Genomic DNA, 14,065 nt, shown 5'->3' with positions numbered 1-14,065 from the left:
AAGAGCATTCTATAGGTATAAAGGTTGTCGAGAGGGTTCTTGTCGTGGATGACAGAGATTGCTTTTTAACGAAAAAGTGATATCCGCTGTGCTTTTAATATTTTGACAAATCGTTATTGAAAGGTTAATAAAACTACCGTCATCATAAATTGTAACAGTAGGGATACACTCAACATGAGTGATGTCACACTCAACACGTGTTCCGTTTGGCGCGCATAATAAAAGCTGCTCCCTAAAATAAAACGGAACAATTCTTTTATAGAGCTTACCGTCAATTTTATAGGATACGGCTATACAGCCTGTTTTACTTAGAAAAATACGTTGAAGAGAGGCTACATCTCCAGTCGGCATGATGACAACTTGATCTTTTCGAACATGTGAAACCTCCGTACATTGAATTTCATTACAACAAGGTGCTAAACGTGTATCATCACAATTTGCTAAGTAGCACGTCACGCTTTCTGGGTCTGGAATAAGAGCGCGAACTTGTTTTTCATGGATACTCAACGAAAAGCTACCACTACACACGTCATCATCATTAGGGCAACTTATTTCAATCGAATGAAACGAATCAAGTGTCATAGATCGTACTTTTCCTTTTGGAACGAAAAAAGAAAAGGTGCCGTTTACAAATACGTCTAGCACATCGCTGGATCCTTCGCTAAAAAATACAGTAAGAGTTCCCGCTGTTGTTGCGGTTTCTTCCCTTATCTTCCATAACAATTGAGGTGCAGACGAGCCGTTAAGTGTAAAATCCTCTGAGATCTGATTTGATATCGTACAGCATGTATCAAGGCTTATGCAGGTATGAAAAGTTGACTCTTTTGCGACCCAATCATATAGTTTAGGAACCTTTACACAAGTTTTTTCCATTTGCTTATCTATCCCTTAAAAATAATAGTTATTTCATTATACGAAGAAATTACATAGGAGTTACATGTAAGAGTAAGAATGATGAGATGTTTTTTTTAGAAGGCTCTATTAAAGGGTTGATACAGCGATTTAACGGTGTGGCGACTAAGTATCTGAACAATTATCTTGCGTGGTTTCAAGTGTTAGAGAGCATCCATTACCAAAGAAACGAAGTCACAATGAATGATATGACAATATGAAGTGTTATTTCAATCATTATATGTTAATATTTAACTGTCTGAAAATTCGAACTGAAAATTAGAGGATAATCTCAGTGTAGGAGGTAGATATTATGAAAATGAAAAAATATATCGACGTTAAAAACATGAAGGGGAAAACGTCAAATTAAATAAAATGTTTCCCGAAATTTGAGAGGGGAAAATTATTTGAAGCAACTATTGTTAATCATTGATGCCCAGCAGGAGTTAATTGAAGGGAATCAAGAAGAAAGTGCTGTTTACAAAAAGGATCAACTTATCACAAACATCAATTCAGTAATTGAAAAAGCAAACCATTCTAATGTTCCTATTGTCTTTGTGAGGGACTTGGAGGTTGCAGAAGGAATAGGAAAAGGTTTTCAAGTTCATGAAAAAATTAATGTACCTACAAATGCAAATTTCTTTGATAAAACTGCAACGAATTCGTTTCATGGTACAGGACTTCTACATCACTTAAAATCTCAAGAGATTGGACATGTTGTTGTAATGGGATGTGCGACCCAACATTGCATAGATAGTGCAGTCCGAACTGCAACTATTAATGGAATGGATGTCACCTTAGTTGGAGATGGACATTCAACAACAGACGGCGATGTTTTGAGTGCGGAACAAATTATAAAGCATCATAATGAAACTCTTCATGGACATTACAATGTTGAAAACTTTTCCATTGTAAGAAATACAGAAGAAGAGTTATTTTATCCAACCCATCATTCATATAGGTCATAATTGAGTAGTGGAATAATATCCCAATTTCTCAGTTCGACTTAGAGTTTGGGATCGTATATTATCGTTGATATTACTTATTACGGTAGAATGGAATTAAATTTAAAACGTTAAAGTATGCGAACCATTACACTTAAAGTAACGGATGTGTTAGTTCAATAAGAGAATAAACCAAACAGAACTTCTAGTTTTATAGGAGTTCTGTTTTTCTATAAATATCAACATTGAACTTTAACTGAGCCAAAAAGAAAGAAGAGCAAAAAAGCGAATGAACCACTCACACTTATTCATTTTGCCTTCTTTAGCACAATTAGAAGGGTTCTTGCTTATGCAAAATTCATGAAGACAACTTTCTTCTAGACGCATGTCTTGCATACGATATGCTGACGAGGTTAGAGGAGGGTCACCATGACGATACAATATCAACACGCGTTTCGAAAGTATGTAAGTGATACCGAGGAATGGTGTTTATCGGTGTTGACAGATAGTGAAGGTTATTCAGTGGATTGGTTAGAAAATGTTCGCTTTGTGCTAGAGTTAGCACAAGGCTATGAAGAGAATGAAGAAATTTTAGAAGAAGACATTTTAACGATCCAAACGTGTATGGAGCGGCTTGAACATAGTTTTTGCCCAGAAGTTGAACGTCAAAAGCAAAGTGCACGCGTCCCAATCGGTCAGCATAAATTGCCACCATTGCCGTATCGTTATAACGCGCTTGAGCCGTATATTGCAACAAAAATTATGGAGCTTCATCATCAAAAACACCATAAAAGTTATGTAGATGGTTTAAATAAAGCAGAGAAAAAAATGCAAGAAGCACGAGAAACTGAAAATTTCGATCTTATTAAACATTGGGAGCGAGAGGCGGCTTTTCACGGATCGGGTCACTACTTGCATACGATGTTTTGGGAGAACATGTCGCCAAACGGAGGAGGGCAACCTCGAGGTCGTCTCGCTCAACAAATTGTGCAAGACTTCGGTAGCTTTGATAAGTTTAAAAAGCATTTTTCAGCAGCAGCGGATAAAGTAGAAGGAGTTGGCTGGGCCTTACTTGTATGGTCTCCACGTGCACACCGGTTAGAAATTCTTCAAACCGAAAAACAACAGCTCTTTACTCAATGGGATACCATTCCACTTTTAGGGCTTGATGTGTGGGAGCACGCGTATTACTTGCAGTACCAAAACGACCGTAAAACGTACATTAATAACTGGTGGAACATCGTAAACTGGCGCGATGTAGAGGACCGCTATCAAAAAGCGGCGATGGTGAAATGGAAAGCGTATTAAAGGATAGAAAGAGGCAAAGTTAAAGATGGCTTTGCCTCTAATTTATTATGACGGCTCATGAAAATTACATATTTTATCGAAAGTGTTGAAAGACAAGAAGAATATATAAATAAAAGTTTAAAAATCACTAATTTAAAAACGTAAACAATGAATGAGGTGCTACGAGTACATGTATAAAGAAAGTAAGAGCAATATAGAAAATGCTTTTAGAGCAGAAGAGTTTTACGAAATAAAAACAAACCAATTGATAGAATTGAAGCTATCATAAGAAATGAAATGATGAAAAATATGTAAAAAATGAAACGAAATGGTAATATATACCGTATGTAGAAGAGGTTTGAGTTTAAAAAGGAGGTAGGGCTGATTTGGACAAGCAATATTCAAAAAGAGATGAGGTTGTGGCAGGGTTTGTACTTGGTGGTTTGTCGCTTTCATTAACAGGGGCGTTGCTTTTTTGGTACATACGAAACCCAGAAGGATTTGTGAAAGAACGGTTGGGTATTCACGCAAATGCATTTGATTATCCGCTTGCGTGGCTAGTAAGTATCGTGGTGGTAGTCGGATATGTGATGTATACATCTAAAGTGGTTCCATTTGTTCGCGATCATCTGATGACGTTCTCATGGCTAAAGGTCATTGGAATATGGGCAGCTATTGTATCAAGCACCGTCGAAGAGATTTTGTTTCGTCAAGCGCTAATGGACTGGTTGATGAACAAGGATTATTCCGTCATCCTACAAATCATCCTCTCAGCCGCTGCTTTTGGACTGGCTCATGGGGCGTGGGTCTTGTTAAAAGGACAGCTGAAAATTGCGCTACCGGTCATTTTATCAACTACAGTATTAGGAGGACTACTAGCCATTCTTTATATCATGTCTGGTCGTCAAATTCTCGTACCAATTGTTGCACACATGCTTATTAATCTAGCAATTGAACCGTGGCTCATCCTCTCAGCGGTATCTGGAAAGTGGGAAGATCAGCCACAAGATCAGCCAGTATCTCACTGAGTAAGCAGAAAGAAGCGTGAATCCACATATATCAATCATTGAGTCCATTATGGCCGTGTACGTGTTCGATACCTATCTAGTTGTCGAACACGTACTTTTTGTATGAAAAAGCTCTTCTATAGAAAGTAATGTACATGTTTTTAAATTCCCTCATCATATAATAGTTTGATAATTTTGGCAATCACTACTATAATTTCAGTATGTGGTTGAAACGGACGTAAGGAGCAAAGAAGTGAAATGAGTGTGCGTTCTCCCTAAAAGTGAGCGCTTTCTTTTATGGTCTGATGAACGAGTAGTCGATTTCTTATCAGTCAATTTAACTAGCTTATTAGAGTACCGGGTGAAGGAGGAAATCAATGGGACGATTACTAGATGATCTAGCAGGTGCTATCTACGACTTTTTAAAGTTTATCTTGAAAAGTATCAGTTATTTACTAGCAGGAGGACTCATTGTCGGAGCACTCATGTACATAGTGGTGTTTTTCTTTTCATTTATGAATTAGGAGATGGTAAACGACAGCTACAGTGTTGATCCAATAAGAGAGTTTTATCAAACACAAAGTCATTATACTCACGAGGAGATTACGATGCATATTCGAAACTCAGCAAAAGCCATGATCATCAAGGAACAAAAAGTTTTACTAACGAAAAATAAAGATGAGGAGGGGTACTTTTACCTTTTTCCAGGCGGTGGACAAGAGCACGGAGAAACAATCCACGAAACGCTAAAAAGAGAGTGTATAGAAGAAATAGGAGGGGAAGTTAGCGTTGAAGAGCTTATTCATGTGCGTGAATATATTGGGAAAAATCATGAACATGCTTCATTTGACGCTCATCTTCATCAAATCGAATATTATTTTGTTTGCCAGCTTGCAAGTGATTTATCGACAATCACTCCGACCAACCTTGATGATCACCAAGTAGGTGTTGAATGGATTGATGTTGAAGACATGTCGGCTTATCGCATTTATCCAAAAGAATTAGTAAAGCACATTGTGCGCCGCCTAAAAAATGAAAAGGTACCTGTGTATGTAGGAGATGTAAATTAAAGAATCGTTTCACGTACAAGATAACTTAGTAGGGAGGAAGCTCAATGAACATCCGCTTTGTCAAAAATGAAGATTATAAAGCTATTTCTCCGCTTGTAAACGACTGGTGAGGTGAGCAGATGAATTTTTATATCGCATTGAGCTTTCAAAATAAAGAGAACGTACGAGCACTTGCAAGTTTGTTAAAAGCAAGCGACGATACAGACTGGACACAAAATGAAAACAATTAAAAAAGCCTATGCGTATGTGACGAGAATGAAAGATGAAACGATCCAGCTATTAGTATTCAAACACAAGGATGTTCCTGAAGCGGGTATACAAGTGCCAAAGGGGACTGTAAAGAAAGATGAAACTACATATGATGCTGTCATACGAGAAGTGAAAGAAGAAACAGGTCTTGAAGAGTTTGAGGTAAAGAAGCTAATCGCTGAAGATGAGTGGGAAAATGAAGATGGCGCGATTCATCATCGGTTTTTTTATCACATTCATTGCACAGAAATAGCCGATGAATGGGAGCATCACCCAACAGGTGGAGACGAAGAACAAGGGTTGATCTTTCAATTTTTTTGGATTTCATCTGAAAGCGAAGTAGAGCTAATACGAGGACATACAGACTATTTTACAAGGATTCTTTCATAAAAGGGAGAGACACATGGAGATTACAATTCAAAAAGCAACGATGCGAGATGCTGAAACATTAACAGAGATTATGAAAAAAACATTTGATGAAGAAGCGAGAAAGTGGCTTTCAAATCAAGAAATAGTCGATTATAACATTCAACCACCTGGCTATTCATCGATTGAAATGACGAAATATATGATCGAAGAATTAGCCTACTACAAAATTATGTACAACAATGAGATTGTGGGTGGCATTATCGTAACAATAACGGGTAAGTCATTTGGAAGAATCGACCGAATCTTCGTTGACCCCCATTATCAAGGGAGAAACATCGGTTCAACCGTTATTGAACTAATGGAGAAAGAATTTCCGACCGTTAGAACGTGGGATCTTGAGACATCGAGTAGACAGGTGAATAACCATCACTTTTACGAAAAAATGGGCTACAGCACCACGTTTACAACAGACGATGACTATTACTATATGAAGAGAAAAGACGGTACGTTAAAAGGGGAAAACCTCGTTGAAGGTCAAGATATCTCTACTACGCAATACGAAAATTGCCAGATGGAACGAACAGAGTGTTATCAAGTGAATTTAGCCGGCAGCTCTTTTAGCAACAGTAACTTATCCACGAATCATTTTAGTAACTGTAATCTTAGTCACTCAACATTCCAAAATATCAATCTTAGGCATTCGCTGTATGCAGACCTGAACCTTTCTCACAGCAAAATGCGTCTTGTTACGCTCGGAGGAGTTCAGTTTATGGACACCAACCTTGGAGATGAAAAAGCACCCATTTCGTTTGAACGATGCGATCTACAAGGAACCGTAATCAAAGGTAGTCATTTGAAAAACGTGCAAATTGTCGATAGTGATCTGACAGGCATGACGATTAACGGTATTTCAGTTGAAAAGTTGTTAGAAGTATATGAAAGAGAGAGGAAGAAGTGAAAGCAGGTTCTATGGATGAGTGGGACTGTTGGTTTCAAAACGAACAGTCCTAGCCATTCATTCATTAAGCAAGCACTTCATAATCGTATCACCGAATTCTCGCACATCGGCTAAGTAATCAAATCCTTCAGGTGAGCCAAAGCTATTAAAAGCTCTTACCGCAACTAACTTATACGTAGGGATGACGAGGAGCGTAACGCCTGTGTAACCTAAAATTTGAAAAGAACCTTTAGGAACAAGCTCTCCGATTTCTGATTTTGCTGCTGGCCAATCTTTTACAAACCATAAGTAACCGTTTTGTGGTAGTTCTTTGTCTACGAGTGATGGACTCTGAAGACGAGTAGCTAGTTTGAACAGTTCAGGTGGAATTTGTTGTTTGCCGTTTACGTTTCCTTTTTGTAGATGTAGATACCCCCATTTCGCTAATTCTCTAGCGGATACGTACATATTCATTTTATCTCCATCGGTACTTTTACTCGTTGCCCAACTTGGATCGTCTGGTTTTCGAATCACGTCTACTAATTTTTCGTGTGTCTTTCCACACCATTCCGACTCAGTGAAGTGGAGGGGCTTAAATACAAGTTCAGCTAGTATTTGAGCTACTGACTGATTTGTCGCTTTTTTTACGAGTTGAGTTAACATCTCAACGCCAATACCTCGATAAGCCCAACTGCTTCCTGGAGGAAACTCACGAACCATTTGACCATCAATGCTTCTTAAACCATGTGTGTGCGTTAGTAGATGTCGAATAGTAGTTGTATCTAAAATGTGCGGATCCATTAGTGGAAAGTAGTCAGCTACAGGCGTATCAATTGAAGAAATAAATCCGTTCCTTACAGCATAAGCAACCGCAAATCCAATGTAACTTTTGCGAACAGAAGCAACGTGAAACTGTGTATCTGCTTGAATGCTTCGTGAATGGGGGTCTTTAGAGTGTTTTCCCCAGTACTTTTCTACAACAACTTCATCGTTATGAATGATGTATAAAGCTGCACCTGAACAGTTAACAAACTCAGATGTCCCCTTGACTTGAGAACTAACAGAATCAAATTGAACATTCATTCTTGATTTCCCCCCTTTGTATTGAATGTTCTTATTTTAGCATAATCTACCAAATGCGTAACGAGCAGAAGAAGGGATTGTGAATCATGTAGAGAAGGTAAGTAAGTCGATAAAAAGAGGAGTTAAGAAGATGAACATAGACAAAGCGATTGAACTACGTAAAAGTGGAAAATTAAAAGAATCGAATAACCTCCTTTTAACATTGATTGAAGCTTTTCCAGAAGATGCGTGTGTGCATTACCAATGCGCATGGAGTTTTGATGCGTTAGGAGAGGAAGCGGAGGCCGTACGTTTCTACGAAAGAGCGCTTGAGTTAGGGTTAAATGGAGAAGACCTAGAAGGAGCGCTCCTTGGACTAGGAAGTACATATCGAACGTTAGGAAAATACGAAGAATCGAAGGAAACGTTTGAAAAAGGAATGCGATTGTTTCCAAATAACTATGCGCTAAAGGTATTCTATTCAATGACCTTATACAATCTAAACGAACATCAATCGGCAATGGAGTTACTACTGAAATGCTTACTTGAAACAACAGAGAATGAAGACATTCAGCAATATAAAAAAGCGATAGCATTTTACTCCGATAAATTAAGTGAAACGTGGACGTAGAGGGTATCGTTTGTTACGTAATTAACGAGGGAGAAGTTTAATGGAAAATCGAAGTATAAAGTCGTTAGATGTTTTGAAAACAAGCGTGGTTTTTCTTAGCGGACTGGTTCAGCTATATACCTACTACATGCTTTCGAGTACGATTATCTTTTCTATCATTGCCTTCATTTATCGAAAAGTGATGGATGTTGATGCCTACGTCCAAAAAAATGGAATCGATCCTTCTGCGACGGTTACAATGATGGTTGGGTTCACGCTTGTACCACTCCTCACAATGGGGCTCGCTTATTGGACGTTTACCTTCTTGCGAAGACAATCATGGAAGGTAGTGGCACTTGTAGTGAGCTTGCATATCGTGATGGCTAGTATGTTTATCTTTTAACGATACAGAGTGGACCACTCTATACATTTGCTGAAGTAGAGTTTGTTTACTTTGTGAAAGTTCGGCTTATACAAAGAGGGTAAAGTCGTTTTTTGAACAGTGAGACCCTAGTGTGGTCGAAGTCTCACTGCTTTTTCATAATAAAAAAGCCAACTAAAATAATGATCACACCAACTACTGTACGCCAATTGGGAACTTCACGTAAAAAAAGATACCCAATCACCACACACACCATGATTTCAATTCCTTTTGATAAGGTAAGGGCGAATGTTAGGTTGTTTACCGTTTTATACGTAAATTTTACGCCATAGCCAATAAGCAAATTCGCCGTTAAAAACAAGGGAATCAACTTTACTTGATAGAATAAAGTGGTCACAAATGAAGGGTCAATGTGCTTTGCTTGATAGGCAAAAAGCGAATTGATTAGAAATAACCCCGCAATTAATAAAAGAATGGCATATACAATCATGTGTTCACTTCCTGTCCATTTTTCGTCTTTATGTTGCCCAAGGTGAAAAAAATTACCCAAAGTCAAAAGGAGTATATTTATGAAAAAAGCAATGATTGTATTCGTACTAACGATTGCGGTACCTCTTAGTGCGTTTTTTGTCTATTTTGGAAGCGCGCTTTCTCAAGAGGCGCACACACCAAACATTCTTCAATCCATCTTCACTCTTCATGTGTCAAATGGTGATTTCAAGCAAGTACACAGTGATGAGTCGCGCTATCAATATGTGTCTCGCTATGAGCCAAAAACGGATTATGAGCTTATTAAACGGTTTATGTCTGAAAAAGGGTGGGCATTTAAAGAACAAATGGGAGCTGGGTTATTTTTTGAAAAAAATTCGGTGCGCACAGTGATCACAACGAAGTTATATACAGGACGTTATATGCTGTGGAATGTTGAAAAGGATGTAGTGGAGGGGAGTTAATCCGCTCTTTTTTTATTTTTATAAAAATTTTTTTCAAGAAGCCACCCCCTTTTGACCAACTTCTTTCTATATGTATAGTGAAGAAGTATTTGAAAGGAATGAATGAGATGATTTTACACAATGAAAAAGGAATGAAAAAAGGGGAGCGAACTACTCCAATCGCCGTGAGTGCAGAAGCGTGGGAGGCGTTGCTTCGGATTGAGCGCGTGAGTGATATTACAGACAAGTGTGATGTGAAGTATAAGCTTCATCGTTTGACGAATGCTGATTTGTCTTTGTTTTTGTTTCTGTATAAGGTATGCAATGTAAAAGGGGAAATCAAAGATCTACAAGAAGGGTACAAGCATCATTTGTACCGCACGCTTTGTACATACTACGAACGTCCGATAAGTACGGCTCAATTTTATGTGAGTTTTGAAAAGCTTCAGTATCATCAGCTGTTTGACATTCATCATCATGAAATGACAGGACTGTATACGATCAAGCTGTGCCACTTTTTGAATGACGAAACAGGAAAGCCTCATCGCTACGTCCCCGTGTCTCCCATTATCTTCACGAACGAATTTGCTTCACTTACCTTAGCTGCAAAAAAACTTTATCTACACTTGTTTATGCAACACCTCTCTGGTTATATCCACCGAAAATTGACAGGCGAAACAGGCTTGTACACCTTTCTTCGCAAAACACATCCTCACCATTTACGCGCCGTGTTCACCGAATTAACCACTTCTCTTGGTGTTTACCCTGCTCTTTGTACCACTGCTACTCTTGAAAAAAGCAGCTACACGTATACATACGCTCGCTTTTCGTTAAATCCTCATTATATGGAAAAGAACCAAACCGAATACCGTGAACCGATGACGTCGCCGCTTAAATACCCTCGTAAAGCATCGTTTATTCAAACTGTTTTAAATCAATTAGGAATTGGTGAATTATCATCACAGCTATCCTTACTTGTGAACTGTTTAAAAAATCAAGGTCATGCGGTTATTCGTTATGCGTTGTACCGCGTTCAACAATATGTTCAAACGAATGGAATGTTTCCTAGCGAACTAGCGTATTTTTTAAAGAAAGAAACGCGTCAAAAGCGAGAATCTGAAATTTTACACATAGCGGCTGAAACAGGGATTGAACCGCTCTTAGCACCGAAGTTAGTCGGAGATGACCGGAAGCAACGTTTATTTGAGTTTGCTCTTCACTTTTCATCGTATTCATTATCGCAGCTTCGCGTCATGTTCAAAAAGGCTCGCACGCTTTTAGACTATACGGTTGTTGGAAGTGGGTTACATTTACACGATTACAAATTTGAATCGCCGTTAACAGGAAAAATAGGTGGTTTGTTTGCCGTGCGGATGGCTGCGTATCATCGTCAAATCAGTCCTGATGACTTGCTTAAGCTTGAATGGGCAGCGCTCATTCACTTTTCGTTTGAGCAAGAACGAGAAATGTGTCATTGGCTTTTAGAGCAAGTGGACAAGCTTCCAAAAATGATAACGGTCCCATCGATTATCAAGCTAGAAGATTTTATTGACAAGCATTGTTTGAACGATGTTTAATAAGAAGTGGATTTACAATCCCTTTACAAAGAAACGATTTTGAAATAAATGGATATGTGATGGAACGTGCCATTTATACTGATTGATAGAGAAATAGCTTGATAAATACGAAAAAGTCGTAGAGGCTACGGCTTATTTCGCTATTTCGTTCGTAAGCTTGAAGGAGAAAGGAAGTTTTACACGTTGTATAAACTATTCCAATTTATGTTTTTACTAGGATCATTGTATTTGGTGTTTGTGTTTTATCCTTTATCTGAATCGTCAGGAGGGCTGATTCACGACCGAATGCTTGCGTTTATTTATATCCCGGCGTTGTCAGTACTAGGGAGTACCGTATTTCAGATGATTCGTTCTTATGTAAAAAAAGAACGCATATTACTGATTGTGAGCATTGTTCATATTTTTATCTTTGTGTTTATTGGTTATTTTACGCTTGCAAGCTTGTTTTCCTTTTTAGGAACGGTCGCATTTATGATCGCTGGAGTCGGAATTGGCGTGGTGCAATATAAAATTTTAAAGCGAATTAAATCTGTTTTTTACTATGAAACAAACGTTAGGTCATAAACGTGTAACCTCTTAAAAAGGGACCTTTATGACTTTGACTATTCACTTCTACAAAAAATCATCACACGATTTGTGGAAGATGGAGATAACGGGGATAACGAACTACATATGTGTAAAAGTTTTGCGGTTCATCATAAAGGTAGTGATGAAAACGAACGTGTATCAATTTTATGTAGAGAATCGAAACGGTCATATTTGTTTTATGTAGGTAGCAAATAGGACCGTTTTAATTTTTTGTGAAAAAAAACGGCGAATCCGTTGGGGCTCAACGGTTCACCGTATCTCTATAAAAGGTTTAGAGGTTTTAAAAAAGAAAAAGAAATTAAAAAAGATAAATAAAATAAAAGTGAACCACTCTTTTTATGAGCCAATTTTAATAGGAAGATAAATGTCCATTTCGTATTGATCACTAAATGGATGACTTGCTTTATCAACGGTTACAACCTCAAGCTCAGGTCCATCTACTAATTCATAGCCTGTTTTCGGAAACCAGTCACTCCAAATGGCTTCGTATGTACGAAAGAGGTGTTTGACTGATCCTTTATGCGTATAGCGAACATACGTAAAGGTCGGAAAGGTATGAACACTCATCCCTTCTGGTATTCTCTCTGTCTCACAAACTTCCATTCCTGCAATATAAAAATAATCATCACTTCTCGGTGGAATACAAATGCCTGTTATGACATCGTTTTCTAGGGTGTCGGCAACTTCTAGTTGTCTACTTAGTATCTCTTCCCAAAGATCACTAATTAATGTAGCATCTTTCTCATTTTGGTGTGAACCTTTTTTTGCAACCCCAACAACAGAAAATCCTCGCTTGACTACGATTTTTCCTTGCATAATGGCACCTCAAGTTTTGATGTTTATTCCGCGTGGTTTCTCGCGGCATACACGGATTATAACACATCATGACGATACGTGCTAAGTGCACATATCGCCTAAAAAAAAAGGTCAAATTTCCTAGCAAGAAAGTGAAACGGACAACTTACTTATCTCGTATAATAGATGTTAACGATAAGCAGATGACGACCGAATTTTGGTGTTGGCGTTATACGCTTAGGTAGACCTTTGAGAGGGTTCTAGCTGTTAGCGAACCGCTCTCTTGATCGAAGAAATAAGGTTATGACGTAGTTGAGTGGAAGGGGCGAAGTTATGAGAGTACGACCATTTCAAAGAGAAGATGTACATGAGGTATATGCGCTTTTTTATCGCACGGTTCATACAATTAACAAACGAGATTATGATCAAAGACAGCTAGAAGCATGGGCGCCGAATGATGCAGATTTACAGAAATGGGAACAGCGGCTTATGAACTCTCATTCGTTTGTGGCAATGAACCATGATAAAATGGTCGGCTTTGCGAGTATGACAGAAGATGGCTACATTGACTTGTTTTATGTGCATGCTGATCACCAACAAGAAGGGATTGGCCACGCGCTTTTTCAAACGTTAAAAGCGTATGCCAATGAAAAAGGAATGAAACGGTTTGTAACTGAAGCAAGCATTACCTCTAAGCCATTTTTTCAGCACCAAGGATTTCGAGTCGTGAAAAGGCAACGCAAGCATCTGCGGGGCGTGGTGTTTATTAACTATGTGATGTCGTATGAGCTAACGAAAGTGTATTTATAGACAAAAATAAAGAAATGAGAACACGCTCTTGCCATGTGCAAGGGCTTTTTTGTTAAAGTGTCTATTTACATCTTACATAAAATTTAGTATGATGACACTATCAATGAAAACGTCAATGAGACGAAGACAAAACTAGACGAGGTGCTTTTATGAGCGGGGTAGTATCTAAATAGGAAAAATTTAACTAAATGAATAAGCGAAACAAAGGGCATTTTCAAAATAAATAATGAAGACCCTTACGTTTGTGCTACATTCATTTAGGAACCTATGAAGATACCTACACCACATACAAAGCGTATCCGAAGCGACGGCTGTCGTTTATTTCGCGATACATCTATGCCTTGTAAACGTGCGAAAGCTGTGGGATCTATTCCCGCAGCTTTTTTAGTTATTTTGGCTATTTTATGATAAAAGGCTGTTTAATCTGTTTCACTGAGGAACAGAAAGCAACGTCAAAATGAGTAGCACTCATGAAGATAGCTAAAGATAGATAAATCTAATGAGCCATTTGAATTCTCTTCAAAGGTTCCCCTAAGCGAATGTCATTCACCTCTT

Annotated in this window: 17 protein-coding genes and 1 pseudogene; 14 read left to right on the top strand and 4 right to left on the bottom strand. The window is 38.3% G+C overall.

Annotated elements, in window-relative coordinates:
- Nucleotides 1-9: 9 nt before the first annotated feature.
- Nucleotides 10-873: a BMQ_0737 family morphogenetic spore coat protein gene (locus tag JOC83_RS08885; RefSeq protein WP_205186364.1), complete on the bottom strand. Its 864-nt coding sequence runs from the start codon at nt 871-873 to the stop codon at nt 10-12.
- Between the two features lie 107 nt (nt 874-980).
- On the opposite strand from JOC83_RS08885, the pseudogene JOC83_RS08880 reads away from it, so the two are divergent.
- From JOC83_RS08880 to JOC83_RS08845, 8 genes and pseudogenes are all read left to right on the top strand, one after another.
- A pseudogene (locus tag JOC83_RS08880) lies at nt 981-1,112 on the top strand (IS1595 family transposase); the annotation flags it as partial.
- 186 nt (nt 1,113-1,298) lie between these two features.
- A complete protein-coding gene (locus JOC83_RS08875) occupies nt 1,299-1,859 on the top strand; it encodes a cysteine hydrolase family protein (RefSeq protein ID WP_205186363.1) in 561 nt (186 codons plus the stop codon).
- Between the two features lie 405 nt (nt 1,860-2,264).
- Entirely contained in the window at nt 2,265-3,143 is an 879-nt protein-coding gene (locus JOC83_RS08870) for a Fe-Mn family superoxide dismutase (RefSeq protein ID WP_205186362.1), read from the top strand.
- Between the two features lie 365 nt (nt 3,144-3,508).
- Nucleotides 3,509-4,150: a CPBP family intramembrane glutamic endopeptidase gene (locus JOC83_RS08865; protein ID WP_205186361.1), complete on the top strand. Its 642-nt coding sequence runs from the start codon at nt 3,509-3,511 to the stop codon at nt 4,148-4,150.
- Between the two features lie 356 nt (nt 4,151-4,506).
- Complete coding sequence (locus tag JOC83_RS08860) at nt 4,507-4,653, top strand: hypothetical protein (RefSeq protein WP_205186360.1); 147 nt, start codon at nt 4,507-4,509, stop codon at nt 4,651-4,653.
- An 84-nt stretch (nt 4,654-4,737) separates the two neighbouring features.
- Nucleotides 4,738-5,199: an NUDIX domain-containing protein gene (locus JOC83_RS08855; RefSeq protein WP_205186358.1), complete on the top strand. Its 462-nt coding sequence runs from the start codon at nt 4,738-4,740 to the stop codon at nt 5,197-5,199.
- A gap of 216 nt (nt 5,200-5,415) precedes the next feature.
- Nucleotides 5,416-5,838, top strand: coding sequence for an NUDIX hydrolase (locus JOC83_RS08850; protein WP_205186356.1), 423 nt, complete (start codon nt 5,416-5,418; stop codon nt 5,836-5,838).
- A 13-nt stretch (nt 5,839-5,851) separates the two neighbouring features.
- Nucleotides 5,852-6,775 (top strand): GNAT family N-acetyltransferase, encoded by a 924-nt coding sequence (locus tag JOC83_RS08845; protein ID WP_205186354.1) that lies wholly within the window; start codon nt 5,852-5,854, stop codon nt 6,773-6,775.
- 57 nt (nt 6,776-6,832) lie between these two features.
- On the opposite strand, the gene JOC83_RS08840 is transcribed toward JOC83_RS08845, so the two are convergent.
- Nucleotides 6,833-7,837: a serine hydrolase domain-containing protein gene (locus JOC83_RS08840; protein WP_205186352.1), complete on the bottom strand. Its 1,005-nt coding sequence runs from the start codon at nt 7,835-7,837 to the stop codon at nt 6,833-6,835.
- Between the two features lie 130 nt (nt 7,838-7,967).
- Between JOC83_RS08840 and JOC83_RS08835 the strand changes: the two genes are divergently transcribed.
- Nucleotides 7,968-8,447 carry a tetratricopeptide repeat protein gene (locus tag JOC83_RS08835; protein ID WP_205186350.1) on the top strand — a complete coding sequence of 160 codons (480 nt, stop codon included), beginning with the start codon at nt 7,968-7,970 and terminating at the stop codon, nt 8,445-8,447.
- Between the two features lie 40 nt (nt 8,448-8,487).
- Nucleotides 8,488-8,829 (top strand): hypothetical protein, encoded by a 342-nt coding sequence (locus JOC83_RS08830; protein WP_205186348.1) that lies wholly within the window; start codon nt 8,488-8,490, stop codon nt 8,827-8,829.
- A 124-nt stretch (nt 8,830-8,953) separates the two neighbouring features.
- On the opposite strand, the gene JOC83_RS08825 is transcribed toward JOC83_RS08830, so the two are convergent.
- Nucleotides 8,954-9,298 (bottom strand): hypothetical protein, encoded by a 345-nt coding sequence (locus tag JOC83_RS08825; protein ID WP_205186346.1) that lies wholly within the window; start codon nt 9,296-9,298, stop codon nt 8,954-8,956.
- A gap of 79 nt (nt 9,299-9,377) precedes the next feature.
- Between JOC83_RS08825 and JOC83_RS08820 the strand changes: the two genes are divergently transcribed.
- From JOC83_RS08820 to JOC83_RS08810, 3 genes are all read left to right on the top strand, one after another.
- Nucleotides 9,378-9,761 carry a hypothetical protein gene (locus tag JOC83_RS08820; protein ID WP_205186344.1) on the top strand — a complete coding sequence of 128 codons (384 nt, stop codon included), beginning with the start codon at nt 9,378-9,380 and terminating at the stop codon, nt 9,759-9,761.
- Nucleotides 9,762-9,868: 107 nt separating this feature from the next.
- On the top strand, nt 9,869-11,317 hold the full coding sequence (locus JOC83_RS08815) for a hypothetical protein (protein WP_205186342.1): 1,449 nt from the start codon (nt 9,869-9,871) through the stop codon (nt 11,315-11,317).
- 183 nt (nt 11,318-11,500) lie between these two features.
- The gene (locus JOC83_RS08810) at nt 11,501-11,881 is read left to right on the top strand and encodes a hypothetical protein (protein ID WP_205186340.1); all 381 of its coding nucleotides are present in this window, start codon (nt 11,501-11,503) and stop codon (nt 11,879-11,881) included.
- Between the two features lie 360 nt (nt 11,882-12,241).
- Here JOC83_RS08810 and JOC83_RS08805 read toward each other — a convergent pair whose 3' ends face one another.
- Nucleotides 12,242-12,721 carry a GyrI-like domain-containing protein gene (locus JOC83_RS08805; RefSeq protein WP_205186337.1) on the bottom strand — a complete coding sequence of 160 codons (480 nt, stop codon included), beginning with the start codon at nt 12,719-12,721 and terminating at the stop codon, nt 12,242-12,244.
- Nucleotides 12,722-13,033: 312 nt separating this feature from the next.
- Between JOC83_RS08805 and JOC83_RS08800 the strand changes: the two genes are divergently transcribed.
- Nucleotides 13,034-13,510, top strand: a complete 477-nt coding sequence (locus tag JOC83_RS08800) for a GNAT family N-acetyltransferase (protein WP_205186336.1) — start codon at nt 13,034-13,036, stop codon at nt 13,508-13,510.
- Nucleotides 13,511-14,065: the final 555 nt, after the last annotated feature.

The sequence above is a fragment of the Priestia iocasae genome, assembly GCF_016909075.1.
GTDB lineage: Bacteria > Bacillota > Bacilli > Bacillales > Bacillaceae_H > Priestia > Priestia iocasae.
This window is presented reverse-complemented; position numbering and strand designations above follow the sequence as displayed.